The sequence below is a fragment of the Dyella sp. 2YAF14 genome (genome assembly GCF_052114725.1).
Taxonomy (GTDB): Bacteria; Pseudomonadota; Gammaproteobacteria; order Xanthomonadales; family Rhodanobacteraceae; genus Dyella.
Genome location: NZ_JBFRFH010000001.1, coordinates 926,448 through 953,061, shown reverse-complemented (window position 1 = coordinate 953,061; position 26,614 = coordinate 926,448). Strand labels below are relative to the sequence as shown.

Here is a 26,614-nt window from a genome sequence, read left to right as displayed (position 1 = left end):
GCGGCCATTCTAGCGCCTGGCGGCTTACACCCACTCCAGCGGCAGCTTGCCGAAGCGCGGGAGGAATCGGAGCTTCAAGGATCGACTCGGCCCACCGCTCGTGGAAAAGAGCCCGGAATGCCGGGCAGGCGCGGTTTTGCGCTGACTGCGACTTCTTAAGCGAGGGGCATCGCAGCGGGGCCGGCCTTGGCAGGCAGCACCTGTGTGGTGCGATTGCACACGGCGATGGCGTGCTTGCCGCGCCAGGTGATGAATCACACGACGACGATCACGCGCGCGTTCGTGCGCGCGCCTCGGTACCAAAACTGGAATTCCGCGCGGGGTGCAAACACGGCCCGCGCACTCTGCCGATGGCGCAGCCACACTTCAGCGACGCGGCCTGCATCGTCGGACCACGCCAGTAGACGCGCCTGCGCACTCCAGCAGTGGCTTTGCACATAGAGCACGGTGTCCCACACGCCTGCTGGCAAGGCCTCATCGTCGCGCCCCCTGGGCTCAAGCAGCGCGACGAAGTCGGGCGGCCGCAATGGCAGGCGTGAACCGCTCACGCAGGGCTGCCCCAAATAAGCTTCATTCGACGAAGGCATGGGCGACACGCCGGATGAAATCTGCGGTGCTCTGCGCACCGAACTTGCGCATCGCGTTCTGACGATGCTTGCGCACGGTAATCGGACAGATGCTCAGGCGCGCGGCGATATCGTCGTTGGACACGCCTGTCCCCGCCAGCCGACAGATCTCGCGCTCGCGTGTGCTGAGCAGATCGCGGCTGTCGCTGGCATCGTCCGACCGGCGCTCACCCAGATGAAGAATGGCGTAGCGGATCAGCGCGCCCGGATGGCGCATGGCCATCTTCGTGCGCATATTGGTGCGGTGCTGGCGCACGGTATGGATGGAAATGCCCGATGCCGCGGCAATCGTGAGCGAACTCATGCCGCAGGCGATCAGGCGCAGGATCTCGTACTCGCGCTTGGTGAGCATGGATAACCGGAAACTGGATTGGGGAACCATCATGGATGTGATGCCAACAGCGACGTGGTGGAACTGACGCCAGAACACGGCATCGGGCGGGTGACGGATCCCTCGCTACGCTGATGGCGACGGGGCACGCTCGATGACGCGTCATCGCGACGCAGTGTCCGGCCGGCATGACCGACCTCTTTTCCATGGTGCTCCGCACTGTTGCAGCCAACTTGTCGATCCGCATCGGTGCTTTCAAAAACAAACGGTGGCTCGATGTCCGCGCGCCGAAGACGTCGACGGATGGGTACGCGATGAAACTGACAACGGGTCAGGAGAGCGTCTATCCGCGCTGGGGAGTAGCCACTCCACTACTTAGGGCAGCGCGTAGCGCGCGATGCGTCGCCCTTCATCACAGAGGGAGCGCTTATTGGCGAGGGCAACACGCGGAGGCAACACGACGGGGCGGTTTTGATCTTGATGCCGCGATCGACTGAATGCGGAACAGATAAGCCAGGGGGAGCGGCGCGGCGAAGATCCGAGACACGACGACGGCTCGCTCCCGTCCCGTCACGAAACGGGCGGAGAACAGACTTGCCGCTGGATTCAGGGAGATTGGGACCATCGGATCGATGGTGGCTATGGGTGGACTCGAACCACCGACCCCAGCATTATGAGTGCTGTGCTCTAACCGGCTGAGCTACATAGCCTTGGGTGCCGCCTGCCAGGGTTGTCGACGTGAGGTCGACCAGGCAGGGCCCGGCAGTTTAGTTGTCAGCGCCTTCCGGTTCAAGGGGGCCGGTTGCCCCCGCTTCCTGCGCTGTGCTTGAATCGACTCCGAGCCGCGGTGGTTTCCTGTAGTCCGCCGTATCCGCCCGGCTCCAGGAGGCAACATGATCGACGTCGATGGCTATCGTCCGAATGTGGGCATCGTTCTGCTGAATGCGGACGGCCGGCTGTTCTGGGCGCGCCGCGTCAATCGTGATGGCTGGCAGTTCCCCCAGGGCGGCATGCGCAGCGACGAGACGCCGCTGGAGGCGATGTACCGCGAGCTGGAAGAGGAAACCGGCCTGGCCGCGCACCATGTGGAAGTGATCGGCGTGACCCGCGGCTGGCTGCGCTACCGCCTGCCCAGCCGCTATGTACGCCACCACCAGCACCCGACCTGCATCGGCCAGAAACAGGTGTGGTTCCTGCTCCGCCTGGTGGGCAGCGAGGAAGCGCTGCGTCTGGATGCCTGCGAGAAGCCGGAATTCGACCATTGGCGCTGGGTGGATTTCTGGTACCCGGCCGCCCACGTGGTCAACTTCAAGCGCCAGGTCTACGAACGCGCGCTGCGCCACTTTGCGCCGCTGGTGGAGACCCTGCTGAGCGTCCAGCTGGGTGACCTGCCGCACCGCGACGGTCCGGACGCGGGCGATACCCCCCGCAAGGGCAAGGCCGCGGCCTGACGGGCCGCCAGCCGGCTCGCCCACAGCCGATGCCCAGGTTCGCCCACGGCAGAGCGGTATTCGCCCGCTTGCCTTCTTCACCAACCCTGACGGCAGCTGAATCACCCCGCCGGGAACGACACGAGTTCTGAGTTGACAATCATTCGCATTTGCGTTCCCATATGTGCCATGTATATCTGCATGTGCAACGCCGTCACCGACGGCGACATCCGCCGGGCCGCCAGCGAAGGCGTCCATCAGTTCGCCGAGCTGCAGGCTCGCACGGGCTGTTCGGACTGCTGCGGTTGTTGCGAACAGGAAGCGCGCGCCACCTTGGACAAGGCGGTGCAGCACGTCATGTCGACCCTGCCAGTAGTCGCCATCGCCTGACCCGGCACCCCACAGATCTCCCCCGAAACGCGCGGCATTAGCTGCGCGTTTTTGCATGCGCAACTCTTAGTCATTCTCGTTCCGACATGGCTGAAAAACTCGCCGTATAGTCGCCCTCTGCGCTGAAGGAGACTTCCCATGAAGGGCGACGCGAAAGTTATCGAATTCCTCAACAAGGTCCTCTACAACGAGCTGACCGCGATCAACCAGTACTGGCTGCATTACCGCATGTACAAGGACTGGGGCTACGACGAGCTGGCGGAGCACGAGAGGAAGGAATCGATCGAGGAAATGAAGCACGCCGACAACCTGGTCGAGCGCATTCTGTTCCTCGACGGGCTGCCGAACCTGCAGCACCTGGGCAAGCTGCGCATCGGCGAAAACCCGGTGGAATGCCTGCAGGGCGACCTGGACCTGGAAATGGCCGCCGTGAAGGATCTGCGCGAAGCCATTGTCCACAGCGAAAGCATTGCCGACTTCGTCAGCCGCGACCTGTTCAAGAACATCCTGCATGACGAGGAAGAACACATCGACTGGCTGGAAACCCAGTTCAGCCTGATCAAGGACCTGAGCGCCGAGCGCTACCTGCAGTCCAAGATCGACAGCTGATCGGCCATTTGGCACCCCCGGAGCGGCGCGCAAAGCGTGCCGCCGTTCCTTGACGCTTTCTACACAGCGGGGCTATACCTTGGCCTTTCCCCCGGATAGCCAAGCATGGCTTCACGCCCACCGCCGCGCTTCGTGGTACGTCCGCACGACGCGTCCGTCGGGCGGCGCCGCGCGTTGTGGCTAGGCGCAGCCTGGCTGGCCAGCCTGGTCATCGTCGCCCTGGTGGTGGGCGGCCTTGCCCACCGCGCCACCCCGGCCGCCAATGAAGCGCGCCAGCTCAAGGCGCTGACCCAGCAGAACGACGACCTCCAGCAGCAGGTGGCCAACCTGCAGCGAGCGGGCCAGGTGGCCGACATCGCCACGCGCTCGTTGCGCAAGACGCTGGGCGAGCGCGAAGAGGAAATCAGCGGCCTGCGCGCCGACCTGGGCTTTTACTCCCGCCTGACCGGCGGCGATGCCCAGCGCGAGGGACTCAAGGTGCAGGAGGTACGCCTGCAGCCGGTGGACAATTCGCACGCGTGGAACCTCACGCTCAGCCTCACCCAGAATGCCAAGCGCGGTGACGATGTCACCGGCAACGCCAGCGTGAGTGTCGAGGGCCTGCGCGGCGACAAGGTGATCCAGCTCGACTGGTCGGCGCTGGGCGACAACGCGCAGCGCGACGGCATGCCTTTCCGCTTCAAATATTTCCAGCAGCTGCAGGGCACCATCGTGTTGCCCACCGATTTTCGGCCCACCCGCCTGATCATCAAGGCCCAGCCAGCCGGGGACGACCCGGTCACCCGCGCGGTCGCCTGGGGCGAGGCGCTGTCGGGCCACCTGACACCGACCCAAGGGGAACAAGATGCTCAACCGTAAGCGCAGCGAGCGCGCACCCAACAGCCACGACACCAGCCTGATCGCCCGCGGCACGGTGGTCCACGGCGACGTGCGCTTCAGCGGCGCGCTGCACCTCGACGGCCAGATCGTCGGTTCGGTGCTGGCCGATGAAGCAGGCGCCGTGTTCACCTTGAGCGAGAACGGTCACGTACAGGGCGAGATCCATGTCCCCCACGCCATCATCAACGGGCAAGTGAGGGGCGACATCCATGCCAGCGACCGCCTGGAACTGGCGCCCGAAGCGCGCGTGATCGGCGACGTTCACTACAAAACGCTAGAAATGGCCGCCGGCGCGCAGGTCAACGGGCGGATGAGCCACCAGGCCGCCGAGCTGACTCGCGAGCTGCCGGCGCCGTCGATGCGGGACGCCGAAGCCGTACCGGCCTGATCGCGGTATCCTTGCGTACGCGTTGTCGCATCCCCACTTGAGCATCATGGATACCGTCGTCTCTCTCCCCATCGTTCCCGATTACCGCAGCGCCGGCTCTGCCCTGGTGTTTACCGAGGCGGCGGCCCGCAAGGTGCACGAACTCATCCAGGAAGAGGGCAACCCGGAGCTGAAGCTGCGCGTGTACATCACCGGCGGCGGCTGCTCGGGTTTCCAGTATGGCTTCACTTTTGACGAAGCCCAGGCCGAAGACGATTTCGCGATCGACCGCGAGGGCGTCACCCTGCTGGTCGACCCGCTGTCCCTGCAATACCTCACCGGCGCCGAGATCGACTACTCGGAAAGCCTGAGCGGCTCGCAGTTCGTCATCCGCAATCCCAATGCCAAGAGCACCTGCGGCTGCGGCTCGTCCTTCTCCACCTGAGAGTCGTCACGGCATGGATCGCATCACCTTGGCGCGACCCAATACTTTCGCGGGACTCAGCCTGATCCTCGATCGCGTCGCCGAACGGCGCGACGAAGGCATGTGGGTGAACGAGCTGGGCGCATCCGAGAACGCGCGCTACCTGCTGATCGACCCGCTCGGCCAGACCTACCTGTTACCCGATAGCGACACGCTGCGCTGGCTGGACAGCGCCGAGCGCGAGCGTCTGCTTGGCGACATCAAGGCCAGCTTCATGGGCCTGGCGGACGAGCAGCCGCGTTTCCTGCTGGCGATCGACGAGGCGGAACGTGCGGCAGCGCTGGAACTGGCTCTCGGTGCCCGCCGCGGCGGCCTGCGCGATATCGGTCTGTTGCTGCCCGCCGACGAAGCGGGTCTCTTCGCCTACGCCAAGGGTCTGGTGCACTGGCAGCGCGAAACACGACATTGCCCTTACTGCGGCTCGCCGCTGGTGCTGGTGGCGTCGGGTCATCGCGCGCAGTGCACCAATGCCGAATGCGGACGCGTGCATTTTCCGCGCACGGATGCCGCCGTCATCGTCATCGTGGAACACCAGGGCGCCTGCCTGCTCGGTCGCCAGGCCGGCTGGCCGAAGGGCCGTTATTCCACGCTCGCGGGCTTTGTGGAACCTGGCGAATCACTGGAAGATGCGGTGCGCCGCGAAGTGGCGGAAGAATCCGGCGTGACCGTGGGCGAGGTGCACTATCACTCGTCGCAACCATGGCCGCTGCCGCAATCGCTGATGGTGGGTTTCACGGCAAAGGCGCTGTCACGCACCATCCGCTTGCGCGATCAAGAGCTGGAAGAGGCTCGCTGGTTTACGCCGCAGGACATCGTCGACGGCATCGCCGATGGCAGCTTCCTGCCTTCGTTGCCGCTGTCGGTGTCTTACCGATTGCTCGAGCACTGGCTGCGCCAACAGGCGGGCCTGGAGCTCGATGAGTTGGTCGCGCAGCGCAAGGGCTGAGGTTTTCCGGACCTCCCTGGCTGTCGTTCCGGCCTGCGCCGCAATGACCAGCAGCACGCCCGGCTGCGTACCCACTGACCCGTCACAGCGTTGTCCTACAATGCGCCCATCGACCGGGAGTAACGCGTTCATGGCTGTCAGTTTGCTATCTGCACTCATCGCACTTGGCCTGGTGCATGTCATGCCGCAGCTCGCGCACTGGCGCGGCGACGGCGGCTTCCGGCGCTGGGTGGCGCAGCTGGGTGACACCAGCGGACCGGCGCGCGTCGCGGTGACCCTGGGCGTGCCGGTGGTGCTGTGCCTGATCGCGATATGGCTGATCGACCTGTTGCCGGGCAGCGATCTTTTTCGCCTGATCTTTGCCCTGGTGGTGCTGTTGTACTGCTTCGGTCCGCACGCGTACGAAGCGGATCTCGAAGCCATCATCAAGGCACCCGACCAGCCGTCACGCGAAGCCGCCGCCCAGGCGTTGTCGGACGACGGCGAGCCGGTGGCCTGGAATGCGCTCGCACTTGGTGAAGCGACCGCCTATGCCGCGCTGCGCCGACGCTTTGGCGTGCTGCTGTGGTTCTTCCTGCTCGGTCCTGCCGGCGCACTGCTCTATCGCCTGGCGCAGACACTGGGCCGTGACCAGACCCTGCGCCTGGACACCGCCGCGCGCCATGCCGCCCGTGCCTTCGCCAACGTGGCCGACTGGCTGCCGGCGCAGCTGATGGTGTTTACGCTCGCCCTGGTTGGCCATTGGGATGCAGTGATTGGCGCGTGGAAGCACTGGCACCAGCAACAGCCGCCCAACCGCTGGTACGTGGAAGGCCCGGGTTTCCTCGGCGCTGCCGCGCGTGCGGATGTGCAGGTGGATATCGAAGCAGGCGACGGTTACGCCGAGGAACGCATCGATACGCTGGCCGAACTCATCCGCCTGCGCGGCGCCTTGCTGCGCGCACTGCTGGCGTGGCTCAGTGTCGTGGCCCTGATCGTACTGGCTGGCTGGATGGGCTGATCAAGCGGGCGATCGCACGGGACCGGTGCGATCGCCAAGCAAGTTGTCAGGCGAAATCGCCACGCAGCTCTCGCACGCGAGCCTCCAGCGTGTCCAACTGCACGTCCTGAGGTGAACAGGGCGTACCGGCGACCAGTTCCACGCGAGCGCGGAAGCGTCGCGGCAGGCGCGCTCGGTGCAACATCGAATCGCGCCGGCTCCACACACTGCCCCACAAACCGCGCAAGGCCAGGGGCACGACCGGCACGGGGCGTCGCTCCAGAATGCGCGCGACGCCAGGCCGGAACGGCGCGATGTCGCCGTCCTTGGTCAAGCCGCCCTCGGGGAAGATGCACACCAGCTCGCCATCGGCGAGTGCGGCATCCACTTCGTCATAGGCGCGCTGCAGCACGACCGGATCTTCCTTCTGTCCTGCAATTGGGATCGCCTTGGCCGTGCGGAACACGAACTTCAACACCGGGATATTGAAGATCTTGTAGTACATGACGAAGCGCGCGGGCCGGCGCAGATTCGCCATCAGCAGCAACGGATCCATAAAGCTCACGTGATTGCACACGAGCAGGGCAGGACCTTCCTGCGGAATGTTTTCCAGTCCGTCGACGCGCACGCGGTACAGCGTATTCACCAGCACCCAGGTGATGAAGCGCATCAGGAATTCGGGAACGATGGTGAAGATGTACGCCGCCACCAGCACGTTGAGCAGCGCGGCGGCGAGGAAAATCTGCACGGCAGTGAAACCCAGTGCACCCAGCGCCAGCCCGAAACCCGAGGCCAGGCAGATAAACAGCGCGTTGATGATGTTGTTGCCCGCGATCACGCGCGACAGCCGGTCGCGCGGCGTGCGCGCCTGTACGAAGGCGAACAGCGGCACTACGTAGAAACCGCTGAAGACGCCGATCAGGGTGAGATCCATCACCACGCGCCAACTGCCCGCGCCATGGATGAAACCCAGCCAGTCCAGGCCATGCGCGGTCGCCAGATGCGGATGGGCCAGGTAGAGATCGACGCCAAATGCCGTCAGGCCGAATGCACCCAACGGCACCAGGCCCACTTCCACGCGGCGTCCGGACATGCGTTCGCACAGCAAGGCGCCGACACCCGTGCCCAGCGAAAACAGCGTAAGCACCAGCGTATTGACCGAACCGTCGCCACCCAGGTTGAGGCGCGTGTAATTGGGCAGTTGCGCGATCAACACGGTGCCGAAAAACCAGAACCAGGAAATGCCGAGCACCGCGTTGAACACGCGACGATCCTGCTTGGTGATGCCAAGCACGCGCATGGTTTCGCTGGCTGGATTCCAGTTGAACACGAGATCCGGCGCCGTGGCAGGTGCTGGCGGAATGCGCCGGCTGGCGAGATAGCCAAGCACCGCGACAAGAATCGTGGTGGCGGAGGCAGCCAACGGCCCATAACCCGCAATCAACATCAACGAATTGCCGGCGATCATGCCGATCAGCATCGCCAGCTGCGTGCCCATTTCCACCAGGCCGTTGCCGCCGACCAGTTCTTCCGGCTTCAGCGCCTGCGGAAGGATCGCGTACTTGATTGGACCGAACGTGGTCGAGTGCAGCCCCATCAGAAACAGCACCACCAGCAGCAAGGTGGTGTGGTGCGTGTAAAAGCCGACTGCGGCGATCGCCATGGCAGCGATCTCGAACAGCTTCACATAGCGGATGATGCGCGACTTCTCGTATTTCTCCGCCAGCTGCCCGGCCGTGGCCGAAAACAGGAAGTAGGGAAGAATGAACAGGGCCGGCGCCAGATTGGTGTAGAGCGACACCGTCTTGTCATCCAGCCCCATCTGGAACGCCACCAGCATGACCATCGCGTTGCGGAACGCATTGTCATTGAACGCGCCCAGCGCCTGCGTCCAGAAGAATGGCGCGAAACGTCGGCTTCCCAGCAGGTTGAATTGGCTCATGCGCAGCTCGGTGGCGTGGTGTCCTTCACGCGCGGAGCATAGCAGCGGGGACATCACGCACGGACGCTCGTCGGCGTCTGCATCGGCAAGCGGTGACGACCGGGCGTCGACATCGCCTCCGCTCGCTTTCTGGCATGCTCCGTTGCGTCGGCAGGCGCCGGGATCAGCTCGTGTCGATATCGGCGCCGATGGTTCGTCGGATAGGTAACTCCTCCAACACGGATAGTCGTCATGTCGAAAGTTCGCGTGCAAAGTTTTGCCGTATCGCTGGATGGTTACGCCGCGGGACTCGCCCAGGATCTTGAGCATCCGCTCGGCGTGGGTGGCCTGGGCCTGATGGAATGGGTTTTCCCCACCCGCATGTTCCAGCGCATGCATGGCGACAGCGGCAGCGAGGGCGAAACCGGCGTTGACAACGACATGGCGGAAAAGGGCTTCGCGAACATTGGCGCGTGGATACTCGGCCGCAATATGTTCGGCCCGGTTCGTGGCCCATGGCCTGATGACAGCTGGAAGGGTTGGTGGGGTGAGGAGCCGCCGTATCACGTGCCGGTGTTCGTCTTGACCCAGTACGCACGCGCACCGCTCACCATGGCGGGTGGCACCACGTTCTATTTTGTCACTGATGGCATCGACGCCGCACTGGAACAGGCACGTGTCGCCGCGAACGGCCAGGACGTTCGCATCGGTGGCGGTGTGTCCACGGTGCGCCAGTACCTTGAGGCGCGCCTGATCGATGAGCTTCATCTGGCTGTGCGGCCGTGGTTGATGGGTTGTGGCGAAGCCTTGTTCCAGGGCCTGGACCTGCCTGAGCTCGGTTACCAGGCGGTGGACAGCATCGCAGGCGAACGCGCCACTCACGTCATCCTGCGTCGAGAGGATCGATAGCAGACGTCGAAAAAGGCGCGACAGGTTCGTCGTATGGATGAAGGTCCCACCGCGGACCGTTCTTCCCTGAACAGGAGTCCCAGGCATGACCACCGGTACCGTTACGCTCCACCGTGTCCTTCGCACCACGCCCGAGAAGATCTATCGCGCCTTCCTCGATGCCGACGCCATGGCGCGCTGGCTTCCGCCCAATGGTTTCACCGGCAAGGTGCAGTATCTCGATGGCAAGGTCGGCGGCACCTATCAGATGTCGTTCACCAATTTCACCAGCGGTCACAGCCATTCGTTTGGCGGCACCTATCGGGAGCTCGTGCCCGGTGAACGCATTCGCTACACCGCGCGCTTCGACGATGCGAACCTGCCTGGCGAGATGCAGACCACGGTCACCCTGAGGCAAGTTTCCTGCGGCACGGAAATGAACGTGGTGCAGGAAGGCATCCCGGAGATGATCCCCACCGAGGCATGCTATCTGGGCTGGCAGGAGTCGCTGCTGCATCTGGCGAACCTGGTCGAGCCGGAGATTCCCGGCTGATTCATTGATGGAACGCCTGCGTTCCACGACTCGCAAGGAGCTGTCATGTGGACGCATGAAGAAGGCATCGAGATCGACGCCACACCGGCGCAAGTCTGGGCGGTGTTTGCCGATGTGCACGGCTGGCAGCGCTGGAACGCAGGCATCGAACACATCCAGTTGCATGGGCCGTTTGCCACCGGCACCACCTTCACCATGCAGCCGCCGGGCACGGACGCGTTCGTCAGCACCTTGATCGCGGTGGACGAGCGCAAGGCTTTTACCGACGCAACCGTTATCGATGAAACGCGCGTTGTGGTCGACCACCGTATCGAAGCACTCTCGCCACATCGGGTGAGAGTGACTTACGCCACCGGGATCACCGGCCCCGAGGCTGAGGCGATCGGGCCGCAGGTGACGGGCGATTTTGGCGACGTACTGCGTTCGCTGAAGAAGATCGTGGAAGAGGCGCGATGAATGCGCTGTCACGGATGATGCAAAAGAAAAGCCCCGGAAATCCGGGGCTTTCAGCGGGATGAATCGATCAGCTCAGAGGCGATGCAGCGCGCGATGCGCGATATCGCGACGGCAGAAGCCGCCCTCGTAGTGAATCTTGGCCACTGCCGCATAAGCGTGTTCACGAGCAGCCGCGATGTCCTTGCCCAGCGCACACACCGTCAACACGCGACCGCCGGCAGTGACGACCTTGCCCTGCGCATCGAGCTGCGTGCCGGCGTGGAACACTTTCACGCTGGGGCCAAAATCGCTGTCCAGCCCGGTAATGACGTCGCCGCTGCGCACCTTGCCCGGATAACCACCCGCCGCCATCACCACGCCGAGCGACGGGCGCGCGTCCCACTGCACATGCGTGTGATGCAGCTCACCGTCGAGCGCGGCTTCGATCAGATCCACCAGATCGGATTTCAGGCGCAGCATGATCGGTTGCGTTTCCGGATCGCCGAAGCGCACGTTGAACTCGATGACCTTGGGCGTACCGCTCTTGTCGATCATCAGGCCGGCGTAGAGGAAGCCGATGAAGGGCGCACCTTCCATCGCCATGCCACGCAGGGTGGGTTCGATCACTTCCTTGAGGATGCGCTTCTCGACGTCAGGCGTGACGACGGGCGCAGGCGAATACGCGCCCATGCCGCCGGTGTTGGGACCCAGATCGCCTTCGTCGCGGCGCTTGTGGTCCTGGCTGCTCGCCATCGGCAAGGCGTGCTGGCCATCGCTCACCACGATGTAGCTGGCTTCCTCGCCGTCGAGGAATTCCTCGATCACCACGCGCGCGGATGCATCGCCAAACTGATGCGCGCCCAGCATGTCATGCAGCGCCTGCTCGGCATCCGCCAGCGTCAACGCCACCACCACACCCTTGCCCGCGGCCAGGCCATCGGCCTTGATCACGATGGGCGCGCCATGCTGGCGCACATAGGCGAGCGCGGGGTTGAGTTCGGTGAACACCGCGTAGCGCGCGGTGGGAATGTTGTGGCGGAGCAGGAAGTCCTTGGCGAATGCCTTGGAGCCCTCCAGCTGCGCGGCCACCGCGCGCGGGCCGAAGCAGCGCAGCCCCGCCGCGCGGAACTTGTCGACCACACCGGCTACCAGCGGCACTTCGGGACCGACCACGGTCAGCCCGATCTTTTCGTCCTTGGCCAACTTGAACAAGCCATCCAGGTCGGTCACCGCCACGTCGGCGTTGCGCACACCCTTTTCCCGCGCCGTGCCCGCATTGCCCGGGGCGACAATCACTTCGCTCACGCGCGGCGACTGCTTGAGCTTCCACGCCAACGCGTGTTCACGCCCGCCGCTGCCGATGACCAGGACTTTCATGGGGACTCCAACTGCCATAGGGGTGCGCCTGGAGCGGCGCAGCGGGCCATTGTAAAGGGCGGCGGGGGTTTTCGCAGTGCAGCACCGGGGGAGCTTCAGCGGGAGGCTGGGTTGGGCCAGGTGAGAGTGAGGAGTGCGGCGCATCGCGTGGCGGCAAGCTGGCCACGGCGCAACTGTAGGAGCGCACTTGTGCGCGACCAACCTACGGAGCGGCACATCTGAGCTCCGCGGTCGCGCACAAGTGCGCTCCTACAAGGGATCGCGCTGGCCTGTGGATGGCGGATCAATGCTGCCGCTCAGTTCTTTGTGGGAGCGCACCCTGTGCGCGACAAACCTACGGAGCGGTACACCGCGGCGCGGCTGTCGCGCACAGGGTGCGCTCCCACAGACAAGCGCCAGGCGTGGCACCAGGTGCGCCATGTGTGACCCAAAGCCGATGCGCAGCGAGGCCCCGCTTTAAGTCCTCAGCGATTCGGGCGCGTTGCGCAGCGCTTGGCAGTACCCGCTGTGTACCCTCGGAGGTTGTCCCATCAGACGCACCTCAAGCGTTCGGGCTTATCCCAGCACGATGCTGCGGGCGTTATCAGGCCATTCTCTTTGGGTTACTTTTCTCTTGGGCCAGCAAGAGAAAAGTGACTCGAGCGGCGGCAGCCGTTCGAAACGCCCGCCGCGTAGGCGGCACGCTGGCCTCAAGGTGACAAGGAAACACCGAAGCTCTGGATGACCAGCCATTCGGCCGTTGAACAGCGCTGCCAGTCAGCGCCGTAGTGACGAGCAAAAGCGAGCCCCGATCTGTGCGACGGAACGACGAACCACAAGTATCCGCCGTTCTTCGCAGCGGCCATGACATGAGCTCCAGGCCTAAAACCCCCACTAAAACCCCAGAATCACAAGCAACCCCACCTCTTCGCCTAAACTCCCCCCACCCGCACCCCAAAGCGACCCCGCATGGCCTCCCCATTCACCGCCATCGACCACCTGCACATGGCGCACGCCTTGCGCCTCGCCGAGCTTGGCCTCTACACCACCCATCCCAATCCTCGCGTCGGCTGCGTCGTCGCACATGCCGAACAGGTGGTGGGGGCGGGTTATCACGTGAGGGCTGGCGAGCCCCATGCCGAGGTCCACGCGTTGCGCGAAGCCGGTGAGCAGGCGCGCGGCGCTACTGCGTACGTGACGCTGGAGCCCTGTGCCCATCACGGTCGTACGCCGCCATGCGCGGATGCGCTGATCGCTGCCGGCGTCTCGCGCGTAGTCATCGCCGCGGAAGATCCGTTCCCCCAGGTCGCCGGGCGCGGCATCGGCAAGTTGCGCGACGCCGGCATCACGGTGGAAACCGGCCTGATGCGCGAGCCGGCACGCGAACTCAACATCGGTTTCTTCAGCCGTATCGAACGCGGACGCCCCTGGGTGCGCGTGAAGCTGGCGATGAGCCTGGACGGCCGCACGGCGCTCGCCAATGGCGAATCGAAGTGGATCACGGGCGAGGCGGCGCGTGCGGATGTGCAGCGCTGGCGTGCGCGCAGTTCGGCGATACTCACCGGATCGGGCACGGTGCTGGCGGACAACCCGCGACTCACCGTGCGGCTGCCGGAAGGCGAGGCATTTACGCCTCCATGGCGCGTGGTGCTCGACAATCGCCTGCGTACGCCGTCCAACAGCCATGTGCTCGATGGCACGATGCCGACCCTGGTGCTGCACAACGAACAGTACACGCCGGTCGATCCACGCTTTCAGGCAACGGAGTTGGCGGTGGTCGCGGAGCAGGGCGGTGCGATGGACCTGCATGCCGTGATGGACGAGCTCGCGCGTCGCCATATCAGCGAGGTCCATGTCGAGGCCGGCCCCAATCTGTGCGGCGCGTTGTTCGCCGCCGGACTGGTCGACGAGCTGTTGCTCTACATCGCGCCAGTGCTGCTCGGCGACAACGCACAAGCGCTAATGGGATTGCCCTCACTCAGTGATATGGCGTCGCGCTGGAAACTGCGCACGCTCGATCGGCGCGTGCTGGGCGAGGATATGCGGCTTTTGCTGCGTCCCGTCGCGTGAGCGACGGATTCACGATCGAGTTTGATGGCTATCACCGGCCATGTCGCAAGCAGGAGTTCAAGAGCACATGACGAAGGCAGCGGTACGTTGGGGCATCATCGGTTGCGGCAATGTCACCGAGGTGAAGAGCGGTCCGGGCTTCAGCAAGACGCCGAACTCCGCGTTGATGGCGGTAATGCGCCGCGACGGTGAAAAAGCCCGCGATTACGCCGAACGCCATGGCGTGCCGCGCTGGTACGACGATGCGGCCAGGCTGATCGACGACGCCGACGTCAACGCCGTCTACGTGGCTACGCCGCCATCAACGCACAAGGAATACGCCTTGATGAGCATCGCCGCGGGCAAACCCGTCTACATCGAAAAACCGATGGCGATGGATCACGCCGAGTGCGAGGCCATCATCCATGCGGGGCAGCAGGCGAAGGTGCCCGTGTTCGTTGCGTACTACCGCCGCAGCCTGCCGCGCTTCCAGAAAGTGCGCGAGCTGATCTTCGGTCAGCTGGCGATCGGCAAGCCGCGCATCGTCAACACGGTGCTGTACGAACCGCATCATCCGCGTTATCAGGATCCGGCCAACTTGCCCTGGCACGTGCGTCCGGAGATTTCCGGCGGCGGTGTGTTCATGGATCTGGGCTGCCATACGCTCGATATCCTCGACTGGCTGTTCGGCCCCATCGTTTCGGTCAGCGGGCAGGCAACCAATCAGTTGGGTGCGTATCCGGTCGAAGACGGCGTGGCCATGTCGTTCCAGTTCGGCAACGGCATGCTCGGCAGCGGCTTGTGGAGTTTCGACAGCTTCAAGCGCCACGACCAAATCGAGGTGATAGGGGACAAGGGCCGCATCGCGTTCGCCACCTTCGGCGACGGGCCGATCCATGTGGAAAACATGGAAGGCTCGCACGACTACCGCGTGGCCAACCCGCTGCATATCCAGCAGCCGCTGATCGAAACCATCGTGGCTGAGCTGACCGGGCACAAGGGCGCCTGTCCGTCCACCGCCGAAAGCGGCGCGCGCACCAGCTGGGTGATGGACCAGGTGCTGCGCGACTACCGCCAGGAAACTGGCCAGATCGCGAGCCTGTAACCCAAAGGCTCGCGGAAGGCACTCACTCCCAGGCGACACATTGTTCCCCGGGGCGGACGCTGCAGCGGCGGCCGCTGCCCGGGATGGTGTTAAACTGCGCCGGCCGGTTCGCCGGCAAACTACAAAACGACGTCTTCAGGGCGGGGTGCGATTCCCCACCGGCGGTAGGTGCCGTAAGGCATGAGCCCGCGAGCGCTTCCAGGTCATCGGAAGGTCAGCAGATCCGGTCCAATGCCGGAGCCGACGGTTGGCAGCCAGCGATGGCGGCCAGAAAGTCCGGATGAGAGAAGACGGTACGGTGCAGGCCCTGGTGGCGTGCGCCTGCCTGACGCCTTGGGGCGTTTTTCGCACTCTTACGCGGGAAACGTTTCATGTCCAAGCATCGTTGCCATTCTTTCGCCGCCTCCGTTTCGGAGGTGCGCTGATGTTTACCGGCATCATCCAGAGCGTGGGCCGCATCGCGCGGCTAGAACCTCGCGGAGGTGACGTACGTTTGTACGTTGACACCGCCGACCTCGATCTCTCCGACGTGCAACTGGGCGACAGCATCGCCGTGTCCGGCGTATGCCTGACCGCGGTGACGCTGGAAGCGCGCGGTTTCAGCGCGGACGTCTCCAACGAAACACTCTCGCTGACCACGCTGGGCAAGCATCGCGCAGGCGACCCGGTGAACCTGGAAAAAGCCTTGCGCCTGGCCGATCGCCTGGGTGGGCATCTGGTGTCCGGCCATGTCGATGGCGTGGGCAAGGTGGTGTCGATCACGCCCGATGGCCGCTCACTGCGCTGGGTCTTCGAGGCGCCTGCATCGTTGTCGCGCTACATCGCCGCCAAGGGCTCGATCTGCATCGACGGCACCAGCCTCACCGTGAACGAGGTGAACGGCCATCGCTTCGGGGTCAACCTTATTCCGCATACGGTGGAACACACGGCGTTCAACGCGCGTCGCGCGGGCGATGCAGTAAACCTCGAAGTGGACGTGGTCGCTCGCTACATCGAACGGCTGATCGCCAGTGGCGATGCGCCGAGGATTGATGAAGCGTTTCTCAAGCAACACGGTTTTGCGTGATCGCCACGTCGCCACGCGCGGCGCACAACGTTACTGAATTGGACACCCCATGAGCTTCAACACCATCCCCGAAATCCTCGAAGACATCCGCGCCGGCCGCATGGTCGTGATACTCGACGATGAAGATCGCGAGAACGAAGGCGACCTCATCATGGCGGCACAGATGGTGCGCCCCGAGGACATCAACTTCATGGTGCGCGAGGCGCGCGGCCTGGTCTGCCTCACGCTCACCGAGCAGCGCACTCGCCAGCTGGGCCTGCGGCCGATGGTGGTGGACAACACCTCGCCGTATCAGACCAACTTCACCGTCTCCATCGAGGCGGCCGAAGGTGTCACCACGGGTATTTCCGCGCACGATCGCGCACGCACCATCCAGGTTGCGGTGAAGTCCGATGCGAAGCCGCAGGATCTGTCCCAGCCGGGTCATATCTTCCCGCTGACGGCCCAGCCCGGTGGCGTGCTGACGCGCGCAGGGCATACGGAGGCAGGTTGCGATCTGGCAGCGCTGGCAGGCCTTGAGCCCTCGGCCGTGCTGATCGAAATCCTGCACGAAGACGGCTCGATGGCGCGCCGGCCCGAATTGGAAATCTTCGCGAAAAAGCACGGTCTGAAGATCGGCTCGATCGCCGACCTGATCCGCTATCGCCTGGAAACCGAGAAGACCGTGCAGCGCGTCTACGAGGGCGATGTCGATACCGAATTCGGTGCGTTCAAGCTGGTGGCTTATCGCGATGCCATTCGCCACGGCCTGCATTTCGCCCTGGTGCGCGGCACCGTGGACGATGGCGAGCCCGTGCTCACCCGCGTGCATGTGCGCAACACGCTGTCGGACGTGCTGCATCTGCAGCGTGACGACCTCGGCCTCACGGTCACCTCCGCCTTGCGCCGCATTGCCGATGAAGGCCGCGGCGCGCTGCTCGTGCTGTCGGGCGAAGACACCGCCGACGCCTTGCTGCGTCGCCTCAATCGCCAGCCCTCGGTGCAGGCGCCGGAGGAGGCGCAGCAGCAGGAATGGCGACAGCTGGGCCTGGGCGCGCAAATCCTCGCGGACCTGGGCATCCGCCAGCTGCGCGTGCTGGGTACGCCGCGCAAGATGGTGGGGCTGGGCGGTTTCGGGCTGGAAGTGACCGAGTACGTCTAAGCAGGCATCCCCTTGTAGGAGCGCACTTGTGCGCGACCGCAGCGCCGGATTGTTTCCGCCCTGTTGGTTGGTCGCGCACAAGTGCGCTCCTACAGAGGGTTTGCCCACCTTCGCCACTTCCACGCCATCCATCCACCGGCATACTCAGGTTTTCACCACAAACCACCGCCATGACCTCTCCCGCCATCCGCCTCATCGCCCCTTCGGGCTATCCGCATGACCGCGACGCCATGGCGCGCGGTATCGCGCGTCTGCAGGCGGCCGGTTGCGCGGTGGATGGCTTGGAAGTGCTCGATCGCGTCGAACATCGTTTTGCCGGTCCCGACGCATCACGCGCAGCCGACCTCAATGCGCTGGCGACGATGCAGCAGCTGCCGGACATCGCGCTCGCCATCCGCGGCGGCTACGGCGCCACCCGCCTGCTCGAGTACCTGCACTACGACGCGCTGCGCGAGCGGCTGACAGGCTCCAACACCTTGCTGGTTGGCCATAGCGACTTCACCGCCATCCAGATGGCGCTCTACGCAAAGGGCGGACTGGTCACCTTCGGCGGCCCCATGCTGGGTCCCGATTTTGGTGCGCCCGAGCTCAACGGCCTCATGTGGGAACACTTCTGGCGCGCCGTGGGCGAGCCGCAGGCCACCGCCAGCTGGAGCACATCCAGCGCCGCGGAGTTGGAGGTCGAAGGCCCGCTGTGGGGTGGCAACCTTGCCATGCTGTGCAGCCTGCTTGGGACGCCCTATTTCCCGGTCATCGATGACGGCATCCTGTTCGTGGAAGACATCGGCGAGCCGCCGTTCCGCCTCGAGCGCCTGCTGTACCAGTTGCAGTTGTCCGGCCTGCTGGGTCGCCAGCGCGCCCTGGTGCTGGGCCATTTCACCCAGTGCCGCCCGCATACCTACGACAACGGCTACGACACCGAGGCCGCGTTCGAGCAACTGGCCCGGGTGGCGCGGATTCCCATCGTCCGCGACCTGCCGTTTGGCCATGAGCCGGACAAATTCACGCTCCCGTTCGGCGTCCCAGCCCGCTTGCGGGTGGCGGCAGGCCAGGCCAGCCTGAGCTTTCGCGGCCATCCGACCCTCGCTGGGGCGGTTTCCCGGCCCGATCCGGGCACGCCGCCCTTGCATCCCGTAAAATAGACGGCCCCTCCGGGCCCGGAACCCAGGAAACGCATACCCCATGAAGACCATCGAAGGCGATTTCGCCACGCCCAAGGGCCGTTTTGCCATCGTCGCCGGCCGTTTCAACGGCTTTGTCGTCGAGCCGCTGGTGGCCGGCGCTCGTGACGTGCTGGTGCGCCATGGCGTGAAGGACGATGCGATCGAGCTGATCCGCGTGCCGGGCGCCTGGGAAATCGCGCTGGCCGCCAACAAGGTCGCCAGCTCCGGCAAGTACGCTGCGGTGATCGCGCTGGGCGCGGTGATCCGCGGCTCCACCCCGCATTTCGACTTCGTTGCCGGTGAATGCGCCAAGGGCCTGGCCCAGGCAGCCTATGCCTCCGGCGTGCCGGTGGCGTTTGGCGTGCTGACCACCGACACCATCGAACAAGCCATCGAGCGTTCCGGCACCAAGGCCGGCAACAAGGGCGCGGATGCCGCCCTGGCCGCGCTCGAGATGGTCAATCTGTACGGAAAGCTGTGATGAACTCTCGCCCCGAAGGCATCGATCTGGCTGCACGCTCGCGCGCCCGTCGCCGTGCGCTGCAGGCGCTGTACGCCTGGCAGATCGGCGGCAGCCGCATGAATGCCGTGATCGAGCAGTTCCGCCACGAGCAGGACATGGAAGTGGCGGATCTCGAGTACTTCGAGGACCTGCTCAACGGTGTCGAGCGCAACGTCAAGACCATCGACGAGGCGATCAAGTCCTACGTGGACCGCGACGTGGAGCAGATCGACCCGATCGAGCGCGCCGCCCTGCGCCTGGCCACCTATGAGCTCAAGTACCGCCCGGATGTGCCGTACCGCGTGATCATCAACGAGGCGATTGAAGTCACCAAGCGCTTCGGTGCGGATCATGGCCACAGCTACGTTAACGGCGTACTCGACAAGCTCGCCGGCGTGCTGCGCACCACGGAGAAGCGTCACTGATGGACGGGGCCGCGGAGCATGCGTCCGTGATTCCCGTGATCGAGACCGCGCGCCTGCGCCTGCGTGCGCATCGCGTCGACGATCATGCCGAACGCGTGGCCTTGTGGTCCGACCCTGAGGTGACCCGTTTTATCGGCGGGCGTCCGTTTGGTGCCGAAGAAGTCTGGCGTCGCTTTCTGCAGTACATCGGACTGTGGCACACGCTTGGTTACGGCTACTGGGCCGTCGAAGAGAAAGCCACCGGCCGCTTCATTGGCGACGTCGGCTTCGCTGATCTCAGGCGCGAGATGGAGCCTTCGCTGCAGGGCATGCTGGAATTCGGCTGGGCACTGGCGCCGCATGCGCAAGGCAAAGGCTATGCGAGCGAAGCCGTGGCCGCCGCCATCGCCTGGGGCGAGCGCAACTTCGCCGATCGACGGCAGGTGTGCATCATCTCGCCAGACAACCTGCCTTCGATCCGCGTGGCGGAGAAGGCCGGTTTCACGTTGTGGCAGGAATCCACCTATCACGACGCTCCCACCCTGGTCTTCAGCCGCTGACTTTCTGGCTGGACCGACTGATCAGCGCAGGTCGCAAGCCATGGAATTCCGACTGATCGACCGTATCCGCGAGCGCACCGCGCAAGGCCGCGAAGACGTGAAGTTGGGCATCGGCGACGATGCCGCCGTGGTCGCGCCACCGGCAGGGCAGGAGCTGGCCATCGCGATCGATACCATGGTCGAAGGCGTGCATTTCCCGTATGGCACGGCGGCAGCGGATATCGGCTGGAAGTCGCTGGCGGTGAATCTTTCCGATCTCGCCGCGATGGGTGCGAGCCCGGCCTGGGCATTGCTGGCGCTGACGTTGCCGACGCAACCGGCGGAGCAGCTCAGCGCTTTTATTGATGGCTACGCCGAAGGGTTTGCCCAGTTGGCGCAGCCGCACCGGCTTGCCCTGATCGGCGGCGACACCACGCGCGGCGCACTGACCATCAGCGTTGCGGTGCATGGTTTCGTCCCGCCCGGCAAAGCGCTGACGCGCACCGGCGCGCGCGCAGGCGACGTCGTGCTGGTTACCGGCACGCTGGGCGACGCAGCCGCTGGTTTGCATCTGCTACAGCGCGGCGCGCGCGTGGATGAAGGCGACGGGCGCGCCGCCTATCTGATCGAACGACTGCATCGGCCCACGCCTCGCCTTTCGGTTGGCCTGGCGCTGCGCGATCGGGCGAGTGCCTGCATCGATATCTCCGACGGCTTGCTCGCTGACCTTGGGCATATCTGCGATGAAAGCGCCGTGGGCGCGGAAATCGAAGCGCCCTTGCTGCCGTGCTCGCCGATGCTGATGGCAAGCTTCGACGACCTGTCCGTGCGCGACTTCGCGCTGGCCGGCGGCGACGACTACGAACTGTGCTTCACCGTGCCGCCGGCACTGGTGGCCGACGTTCAGACCGATCTGGCGCGCCTTGGCTGCGGCGCCACGCGGATCGGGCGCATAATCGAAGGCGCCGGCGTGCGCGTGCGCGACGCCCAAGGACAATGGCTGGAACCCTCGCAACGCGGCTGGGACCATTTCGCATGAGCGACAAGACGATCCTCACCCCGGAACAACGACGCGCCTTGCTCGCTACGCCAGCGGGCTGGCTGGCCTGCGGTTTTGGTTCTGGCCTGGCGCCGGTGGCGCAGGGCACGTTCGGCTCACTGGCGGCGCTGCTGCCATGGTTGTTGCTGCGCAGTTTGCCGGTGCAGCTCTATGTGTTCGCGATTGCGGTGGGCTTCGTCATCGGCGTGTGGGCGTGCGGGGTGGCGGGGCGCCTGGTCGGTGTGGACGATCATCGCAGCATCGTGTGGGATGAGTTTGTTGGGTTGTGGATTGCGCTGATTCCGGCGGTGATGGGGCCGTGGTGGGCGGTGGTGGTCGGGTTTGCGTTGTTTCGGTTGTTTGATGTTTGGAAGCCTTGGCCGATTGGGTGGTTGGATCGTCGGCTTAAGGGTGGGGTGGGGGTGATGGTGGATGATGTGGTGGCGGGGGTGTTTGCGGCTGTGGTGCTTGCCATTTTGATGGCCTTGCTGCGTTGACCCGTTTGGTTGTTACCACGTCGTAGATCGGATTCGGCTTTGAGCTCGTTATTCCGGCGTAGGCCGGAGGCGCTCTTTAACAGCCGAATGGCTGGTCACTCAGTTTCGTCAGTCTTCGGTTGTTGCCTCGAGGCCAGCGTGCCGCCTACGCGGCGGGCGTTTCGATCGGCTGCCGCCGCTCGAGTCACTTTTCTTTTGCTGGCCCAAAAGAAAAGTAACCCAAAGAAAATGGCCTGATAACGCCCGCAGCATCGTGCTGGGATAAGCCCGAACGCTCGAGGCGCGCCGTCGTGGGACAACCTCCGAGGGTACACAGGGGATACTTCCAAGCGCTCCGCAACGCGCCCGAATCGCTGAGGACTTAAAGCGGGGCCTCGCTGCGCATCGGCTTTGGGTCACACATGGCGCACCTGGTGCCACGCCTGGCGCTTGTCTGTGGGAGCGCACCCTGTGCGCGACAGCCACGCTGGGGTGTACCGCTCCGTAGGATTGTCGCGCACAGGGTGCGCTCCCACACAGACAAGCCGATCGGTACAGGCCTGATGGCTCCCTTGTAGGAGCGCACTTGTGCGCGACCGCGGCGCTGGGGTGTACCGCTCCGTAGGCTCGTCGCGCACAGGATGCACTCCCACATGGCTAGGTTGGCGCTTGGCTGAAGGTCGGGGCATTGGCATCTTTACGGCGGTGCTTCCATGCGGCAGCTGAAGCGGGCCAAGCCCCGCTTTTGCCACAAACCCAACACCGTCCCGCCTGCGCGCCGCGATATATTTCACGGTCGCGATTCCGTTCGATGCGTTCGCGTCGGATGCCGCAGGGATGCCAAGGGGAGATGACGTGAACCGATTGCCGGGTCTGGATTTACTGCGCGCGATAGCAATCGTGTGGGTGATGATTTTCCATTCGTACATCATCGGTGGCTGGGGTCATTTCGGCGGGATCGAGCAGAACGGGTGGATGGGCGTGGACCTGTTCTTTGTCCTCAGCGGCTTTCTGATCGGCTCGCAGGTGCTCAAGCCGCTGGCGGAGGGGCGGGGATTCTCGTTCGGGGATTTCTACCAGCGCCGCGCCTTCCGCATCCTTCCGGCGTACCTGGTCGTGGTGGCGGCGTATTTCATTTGGCCGTCCGTGCGCGAGCAGGGGGAGCTGCAGCCGCTGTGGCAGTTCCTGACCTTTACGGTGAACCTGCTGATCGACGCCAAGGATCACCTGGCGTTCTCCCACGTATGGTCGTTGTGCGTGGAGGAGCATTTCTACCTGCTGTTCCCGCTACTGGCATGGTGGCTGGCGCGGCGTCCGTCCGTGCGTCGGTTCGTGCTGGTATGCACGGCGGTGGTGCTGGCGGGGATGGTGGTGCGGGGTGTGATGTGGGCCTGGGAACTGGCGCCGTTGGCCGGTCTTGACCAAAATTCCTATGGAAAAACCTTCCTGGAGCGCATTTACTATCCCACGTGGTCCCGTCTGGACGGCCTCTTGATGGGCGTGATGCTGGCTACGGCCAGGGTCTATCGGCCCGTCCTCTGGTCCCGATGGGGACGACATGCCAACGGCTTTCTGCTCGCAGGGGTAGCGGTAGTCGGCGGTGCGATCATGTTATTCCGCGATCGGACCGGCTTCATTCCCACCGTGGTGGGGTATCCGTTGCTTTCCTTCGGCCTGGGGCTGCTGGTGTTGGCCGGCGCTCAAACCTCTGGCGTGCTTGCGCGTCTGCGCGTACCGGGGGCCGGCTGGTTGGCGGCGGTGTCGTACAGCTTGTATCTGTCACACAAGGCGGTATTCCATCTGGTGGAATCCGCGGCGGGGGAAAAGCTGGACGGTCATGGCCTGCTGACTTTTGCAGCTTATGCGTCAGCGGTGTTGGGGGTCGGTGCGTTGCTTCACTACGGGGTGGAGCGTCCATTCCTGAAACTGCGGACGCGGGTTTTACATCAGGCGCCGGCTGCAGCTCACGCGTCTGGCGTGATTGCCGGAGCCGGAACGGATGCGGCCTGATGTGGGTTAGGGGATTCACTCTAAGGGGAGGGTGTCATGTGCAAGCTCATGCGCATTGTGTGTTTCATGCTGCTGTTGTCTGTCGTGCCTTGTTCCGTGTTTGCCGCCACGGCGGCGCCGGCGGGCCCTTGCCGAACGATTGATCCGTCGACCTGCGCGAACGCCAACCAGCTCTCGCGAGCCAATGGCTTCGTGACGGCGCTGGGGCATTTCGCCGGCGACAGCAAGGTCAACTATTTCCGCGGCAGTCGCTCGGTGAGCGAGCAGGCCTTGTCGGCGCTGGGCGGCTCCTCGCCGTCGGTGCAGGTGCTGGCCGATAAGCGCTTCCTGTTCACCGCCTGCCCGGCGCGCGAGTGCGGCGGCAGCGCGGCCGCGGTGATCCTCAACGAGTACGGCCAGATCGAGGCGCTGGGTTTCTCCAGCTATCACTGCGATACCGCCTGCGACGATTTCCGCCACCTGGATTTCTACGTCCGCAAAGATGGCGACAACGAGGCGTTGATCAGCGAGTTGAAGGCGTGGGGTCTGGGCGATCCGCTCAAGAGCACGCTGTGGCGTCCCGAGGCCGACCAGGGCATCGAGAACCGTGTAGACGTCCATACGCTGCCGTAAGTGCAGCGTTCTCATCGACGGCCGCCTGGTCGGGCGGCCGTCGATACTGCTTCAGGCGGCTAGGCCTTGAGCACGATGCGATAGCGCGCCTTGCCCTCCTCAAGATGCTTGAGCGCGGCATTGACGTCCGACATGGGGAACATTTCCACCTGCGGGCGGATGTCGTGGCGGGTGGCGTAGTCGAGCAGGGTGGCGATATCCACCGGTGCGCCGGTGGGCGAGCCGGAAACCTCCCGCTCCGTCAGAATCAACGCGAACGCCGAGACGGGAATGGGCTCAAGCACGCAGCCCACCACATGCATGCGACCACGCGGCGCGAGTGTGCCGAGCAGCGCCGCCCAGTCCAGCGGCACATTCACCGTCACCAGCAATAGATCCAGCGAGCCGGCGATGCCCGCAATCGCGTTGGCATCGCGACTGGAAACGACGTTGTGCGCACCGAAGCTGCGCGCCTCGTCCGCCTTCGACGCGTTGGAGGTGAAGGCAGTGACTTCGCAACCCCAGGCGCGGGCAAACTTCACCGCCATATGCCCCAGGCCGCCGATCCCAACCACGCCAACGCGGGCGGTCGGGCTGATGTTGTAGGCCAGAAACGGCTTGAGCACCGTGATGCCGCCGCACAACAGCGGGCCCGCACTCGGCAGGTCGATGCCGTCGGGCAGAGGAATGGCCCAGGCCCAGTGGGAGCGCACTTTGTCGGCGAAACCGCCGTGATGGCCGCCGATGGTCGGCTGCACTTCGGGACACAGGTTGTGGTGCCCCGACAGGCATTGATGGCAATGCATGCAACTGCCCGCGGTCCAGCCGATGCCCACGCGCTGGCCTACCTTCAACCCTTTTGCCTGCGGGCCCAGAGCCGTGACTCGTCCGACGACCTCGTGCCCCGGTACGAAGGGAAAGCGCGACATGCCCCATTCGTTGTTGATCATCGAAAGATCGGAGTGGCAGACGCCGCAATAGTCCACCGCCACTTCCACTTCTTCGGCGCCCAAGGGGCCGAGATCGAACTCGGCAAGCACCAGCGGCTTGCCCCCTTCCTGGACAGCCCAGCCTTGCATGGTTGACATGGCATTGCTCCGGTCGGGGAGGGTGGCATGTGGGAAAACGCGCAGTCTAGGGCGCCCCGTGTCGGTGCCACGTGTAAAGCACAACGATGGACGAATGACGCACGCTGTTGGCATGCTGTTCCATCCCCACCCGTGGAGCGCTCCCATGCAATACCGTCGCCTTGGCACATCCGGCCTGCAGCTTTCTGCGCTTTCATTCGGCGCGTGGGTCACCTTTGGCACGCAAGTGGGGCGTTCGCTGGCGCGTGATCTGCTGGCCATGGCCCACGATCACGGCATCAATTTTTTCGACAACGCCGAGGTCTACAACCATGGCGTCGCCGAGACACTGATGGGCGATGTGCTCGCCGATCTGCGCTTTCCCCGCGACAGCTACTGCGTGTCGAGCAAGGTGTATTTCGGCGCGGTGGATAATCCGCTGCCCACCCAGCGCGGCCTGTCGCGCAAGCATGTGATCGAAGCCTGTCATCAGGCGCTGCAGCGTTTGCGTGTCGATCATCTGGATCTCTACTTCTGCCATCGCCCCGATCCGGATACGCCGATTGTCGAAACCGTGGCAGCCATGGATACACTGGTGCGCCAGGGCAAGGTGCTCTATTGGGGCACCAGCGAATGGCCGGCGGAGGCCATCATCGAAGCCCATCGGGCGGCGCGCGACAACCACATGTTCGCGCCGACGATGGAGCAGCCGCAGTACAACCTGCTGCATCGCGAGCGCGTGGAGCAGGAATACGCGCCGCTGTACGACACCTATGGCATGGGCACCACCATCTGGTCGCCGCTGGCGTCGGGTCTGCTGAGCGGCAAGTACAACCATGGCGTGCCTGCCGAATCGCGTCTGGCGCAGCCGGGCTATGAGTGGCTGCGTGAAGCGGTGCTCGAGAATGACGGCTCGCGACTTGAAAAGGTGCGACGACTGGCGCCGATCGCCGATGAACTCGGCGTCTCCATGGCGCAGCTCGCGATTGCGTGGTGCCTGGCCAATCCGCATGTTTCCACGGTGATGCTGGGTGCGAGCAAGCTGGAGCAACTGGAGCAGAATCTTGGGGCGTTGGCGTTGTTGCCGAAGCTGGATGGGGATGTGTTGAGGCGCATCGCGACGGCGGTAGCGTGAGCTGATTTTCTGTGGGAGCGCACCCTGTGCGCGACCGCCACGCCTGGGTGTATCGCTCCGTTGGTTTGTCGCGCACAGGGTGCGCTCCCACACACAGCGAATGCCCTTTGCCCGCGGTTTGCCACAACTGGTC

30 protein-coding genes, 1 tRNA gene and 1 riboswitch are annotated in these 26,614 nt (G+C 64.4%); of the genes, 24 read left to right on the top strand and 7 right to left on the bottom strand.

The window, feature by feature from the left end; all coding sequences use genetic code 11:
- Positions 1-254 precede the first annotated feature (254 nt).
- The 3 genes from AB4Y82_RS04470 to AB4Y82_RS04460 form a co-directional block, all read right to left on the bottom strand.
- Positions 255-548 carry a hypothetical protein gene (locus AB4Y82_RS04470; RefSeq protein ID WP_441601948.1) on the bottom strand — a complete coding sequence of 98 codons (294 nt, stop codon included), beginning with the start codon at positions 546-548 and terminating at the stop codon, positions 255-257.
- A 22-nt stretch (positions 549-570) separates the two neighbouring features.
- On the bottom strand, positions 571-1,011 hold the full coding sequence (locus AB4Y82_RS04465) for a LuxR C-terminal-related transcriptional regulator (protein ID WP_441601947.1): 441 nt from the start codon (positions 1,009-1,011) through the stop codon (positions 571-573).
- A 579-nt stretch (positions 1,012-1,590) separates the two neighbouring features.
- A tRNA-Met gene (locus tag AB4Y82_RS04460) sits at positions 1,591-1,667 on the bottom strand.
- A gap of 183 nt (positions 1,668-1,850) precedes the next feature.
- Here AB4Y82_RS04460 and AB4Y82_RS04455 point away from each other — a divergent pair.
- The 8 genes from AB4Y82_RS04455 to AB4Y82_RS04420 all read left to right on the top strand — a co-directional run bounded on the left by AB4Y82_RS04455 (position 1,851) and on the right by AB4Y82_RS04420 (position 7,062).
- Positions 1,851-2,408 (top strand): RNA pyrophosphohydrolase, encoded by a 558-nt coding sequence (locus AB4Y82_RS04455; RefSeq protein ID WP_441601933.1) that lies wholly within the window; start codon positions 1,851-1,853, stop codon positions 2,406-2,408.
- A 168-nt stretch (positions 2,409-2,576) separates the two neighbouring features.
- Positions 2,577-2,777 (top strand): (2Fe-2S)-binding protein, encoded by a 201-nt coding sequence (locus tag AB4Y82_RS04450; protein WP_441601932.1) that lies wholly within the window; start codon positions 2,577-2,579, stop codon positions 2,775-2,777.
- 138 nt (positions 2,778-2,915) lie between these two features.
- The gene (bfr, locus tag AB4Y82_RS04445; protein ID WP_204634695.1) at positions 2,916-3,386 is read left to right on the top strand and encodes a bacterioferritin; all 471 of its coding nucleotides are present in this window, start codon (positions 2,916-2,918) and stop codon (positions 3,384-3,386) included.
- A gap of 105 nt (positions 3,387-3,491) precedes the next feature.
- Positions 3,492-4,244: a DUF6776 family protein gene (locus AB4Y82_RS04440; RefSeq protein ID WP_441601931.1), complete on the top strand. Its 753-nt coding sequence runs from the start codon at positions 3,492-3,494 to the stop codon at positions 4,242-4,244.
- Positions 4,231-4,653: a bactofilin family protein gene (locus tag AB4Y82_RS04435; RefSeq protein ID WP_441601930.1), complete on the top strand. Its 423-nt coding sequence runs from the start codon at positions 4,231-4,233 to the stop codon at positions 4,651-4,653. The genes AB4Y82_RS04440 and AB4Y82_RS04435 overlap by 14 nt, the downstream gene beginning before the upstream one ends.
- Positions 4,654-4,699: 46 nt before the next feature.
- On the top strand, positions 4,700-5,077 hold the full coding sequence (gene erpA / locus AB4Y82_RS04430) for an iron-sulfur cluster insertion protein ErpA (RefSeq protein ID WP_441601929.1): 378 nt from the start codon (positions 4,700-4,702) through the stop codon (positions 5,075-5,077).
- A gap of 13 nt (positions 5,078-5,090) precedes the next feature.
- Positions 5,091-6,062 carry an NAD(+) diphosphatase gene (nudC, locus tag AB4Y82_RS04425; RefSeq protein ID WP_441601928.1) on the top strand — a complete coding sequence of 324 codons (972 nt, stop codon included), beginning with the start codon at positions 5,091-5,093 and terminating at the stop codon, positions 6,060-6,062.
- 130 nt (positions 6,063-6,192) lie between these two features.
- A complete protein-coding gene (locus AB4Y82_RS04420; protein WP_441601927.1) occupies positions 6,193-7,062 on the top strand; it encodes a beta-lactamase induction protein in 870 nt (289 codons plus the stop codon).
- Positions 7,063-7,108: 46 nt separating this feature from the next.
- Here AB4Y82_RS04420 and AB4Y82_RS04415 read toward each other — a convergent pair whose 3' ends face one another.
- On the bottom strand, positions 7,109-8,983 hold the full coding sequence (locus AB4Y82_RS04415) for an MFS transporter (protein WP_441601926.1): 1,875 nt from the start codon (positions 8,981-8,983) through the stop codon (positions 7,109-7,111).
- A 231-nt stretch (positions 8,984-9,214) separates the two neighbouring features.
- Here AB4Y82_RS04415 and AB4Y82_RS04410 point away from each other — a divergent pair, with 231 nt between their 5' ends.
- From AB4Y82_RS04410 to AB4Y82_RS04400, 3 genes are all read left to right on the top strand, one after another.
- Complete coding sequence (locus AB4Y82_RS04410; RefSeq protein WP_441601925.1) at positions 9,215-9,871, top strand: dihydrofolate reductase family protein; 657 nt, start codon at positions 9,215-9,217, stop codon at positions 9,869-9,871.
- 85 nt (positions 9,872-9,956) lie between these two features.
- Complete coding sequence (locus AB4Y82_RS04405) at positions 9,957-10,403, top strand: SRPBCC family protein (RefSeq protein WP_441601924.1); 447 nt, start codon at positions 9,957-9,959, stop codon at positions 10,401-10,403.
- 45 nt (positions 10,404-10,448) lie between these two features.
- A complete protein-coding gene (locus AB4Y82_RS04400; protein ID WP_441601923.1) occupies positions 10,449-10,859 on the top strand; it encodes an SRPBCC family protein in 411 nt (136 codons plus the stop codon).
- A gap of 72 nt (positions 10,860-10,931) precedes the next feature.
- Here AB4Y82_RS04400 and purD read toward each other — a convergent pair whose 3' ends face one another.
- Both purD and AB4Y82_RS04390 read right to left on the bottom strand, forming a co-directional pair.
- Positions 10,932-12,215: a phosphoribosylamine--glycine ligase gene (gene purD, locus AB4Y82_RS04395; RefSeq protein WP_441601922.1), complete on the bottom strand. Its 1,284-nt coding sequence runs from the start codon at positions 12,213-12,215 to the stop codon at positions 10,932-10,934.
- 689 nt (positions 12,216-12,904) lie between these two features.
- Positions 12,905-13,060 carry a hypothetical protein gene (locus AB4Y82_RS04390; protein ID WP_441602452.1) on the bottom strand — a complete coding sequence of 52 codons (156 nt, stop codon included), beginning with the start codon at positions 13,058-13,060 and terminating at the stop codon, positions 12,905-12,907.
- Between the two features lie 103 nt (positions 13,061-13,163).
- Between AB4Y82_RS04390 and ribD the strand changes: the two genes are divergently transcribed.
- The 12 genes from ribD to AB4Y82_RS04330 all read left to right on the top strand — a co-directional run bounded on the left by ribD (position 13,164) and on the right by AB4Y82_RS04330 (position 24,300).
- Positions 13,164-14,264 carry a bifunctional diaminohydroxyphosphoribosylaminopyrimidine deaminase/5-amino-6-(5-phosphoribosylamino)uracil reductase RibD gene (gene ribD / locus AB4Y82_RS04385; protein ID WP_441602453.1) on the top strand — a complete coding sequence of 367 codons (1,101 nt, stop codon included), beginning with the start codon at positions 13,164-13,166 and terminating at the stop codon, positions 14,262-14,264.
- 67 nt (positions 14,265-14,331) lie between these two features.
- Complete coding sequence (locus tag AB4Y82_RS04380) at positions 14,332-15,348, top strand: Gfo/Idh/MocA family protein (protein ID WP_441602454.1); 1,017 nt, start codon at positions 14,332-14,334, stop codon at positions 15,346-15,348.
- A 127-nt stretch (positions 15,349-15,475) separates the two neighbouring features.
- Positions 15,476-15,644, top strand: a riboswitch (FMN riboswitch).
- Between the two features lie 128 nt (positions 15,645-15,772).
- Complete coding sequence (locus AB4Y82_RS04375) at positions 15,773-16,414, top strand: riboflavin synthase (protein WP_441602455.1); 642 nt, start codon at positions 15,773-15,775, stop codon at positions 16,412-16,414.
- A gap of 49 nt (positions 16,415-16,463) precedes the next feature.
- On the top strand, positions 16,464-17,555 hold the full coding sequence (ribBA, locus tag AB4Y82_RS04370) for a bifunctional 3,4-dihydroxy-2-butanone-4-phosphate synthase/GTP cyclohydrolase II (RefSeq protein ID WP_441602456.1): 1,092 nt from the start codon (positions 16,464-16,466) through the stop codon (positions 17,553-17,555).
- A 170-nt stretch (positions 17,556-17,725) separates the two neighbouring features.
- Positions 17,726-18,697, top strand: a complete 972-nt coding sequence (ldcA, locus tag AB4Y82_RS04365; protein WP_441602457.1) for a muramoyltetrapeptide carboxypeptidase — start codon at positions 17,726-17,728, stop codon at positions 18,695-18,697.
- Positions 18,698-18,737: 40 nt separating this feature from the next.
- Positions 18,738-19,199: a 6,7-dimethyl-8-ribityllumazine synthase gene (ribH, locus tag AB4Y82_RS04360; RefSeq protein ID WP_046970675.1), complete on the top strand. Its 462-nt coding sequence runs from the start codon at positions 18,738-18,740 to the stop codon at positions 19,197-19,199.
- Positions 19,199-19,645 carry a transcription antitermination factor NusB gene (gene nusB / locus AB4Y82_RS04355; RefSeq protein ID WP_441602458.1) on the top strand — a complete coding sequence of 149 codons (447 nt, stop codon included), beginning with the start codon at positions 19,199-19,201 and terminating at the stop codon, positions 19,643-19,645. The genes ribH and nusB overlap by 1 nt, the downstream gene beginning before the upstream one ends.
- Positions 19,645-20,184 carry a GNAT family N-acetyltransferase gene (locus tag AB4Y82_RS04350; protein WP_441602459.1) on the top strand — a complete coding sequence of 180 codons (540 nt, stop codon included), beginning with the start codon at positions 19,645-19,647 and terminating at the stop codon, positions 20,182-20,184. The genes nusB and AB4Y82_RS04350 overlap by 1 nt, the downstream gene beginning before the upstream one ends.
- A gap of 40 nt (positions 20,185-20,224) precedes the next feature.
- The gene (gene thiL, locus AB4Y82_RS04345; protein WP_441602460.1) at positions 20,225-21,202 is read left to right on the top strand and encodes a thiamine-phosphate kinase; all 978 of its coding nucleotides are present in this window, start codon (positions 20,225-20,227) and stop codon (positions 21,200-21,202) included.
- Positions 21,199-21,699, top strand: coding sequence for a phosphatidylglycerophosphatase A family protein (locus tag AB4Y82_RS04340; protein WP_441602461.1), 501 nt, complete (start codon positions 21,199-21,201; stop codon positions 21,697-21,699). The genes thiL and AB4Y82_RS04340 overlap by 4 nt, the downstream gene beginning before the upstream one ends.
- 834 nt (positions 21,700-22,533) lie before the next feature.
- A complete protein-coding gene (locus AB4Y82_RS04335; protein WP_441611126.1) occupies positions 22,534-23,688 on the top strand; it encodes an acyltransferase family protein in 1,155 nt (384 codons plus the stop codon).
- Positions 23,689-23,724: 36 nt separating this feature from the next.
- On the top strand, positions 23,725-24,300 hold the full coding sequence (locus tag AB4Y82_RS04330; RefSeq protein ID WP_441602463.1) for a hypothetical protein: 576 nt from the start codon (positions 23,725-23,727) through the stop codon (positions 24,298-24,300).
- 59 nt (positions 24,301-24,359) lie between these two features.
- Here the strand turns inward: AB4Y82_RS04330 and ahr are convergent, their stop codons facing one another.
- Entirely contained in the window at positions 24,360-25,367 is a 1,008-nt protein-coding gene (ahr, locus tag AB4Y82_RS04325) for an NADPH-dependent aldehyde reductase Ahr (protein WP_441611125.1), read from the bottom strand.
- A 145-nt stretch (positions 25,368-25,512) separates the two neighbouring features.
- Here ahr and AB4Y82_RS04320 point away from each other — a divergent pair, with 145 nt between their 5' ends.
- Positions 25,513-26,481: a potassium channel beta subunit family protein gene (locus AB4Y82_RS04320; protein ID WP_441602690.1), complete on the top strand. Its 969-nt coding sequence runs from the start codon at positions 25,513-25,515 to the stop codon at positions 26,479-26,481.
- Positions 26,482-26,614: the final 133 nt, after the last annotated feature.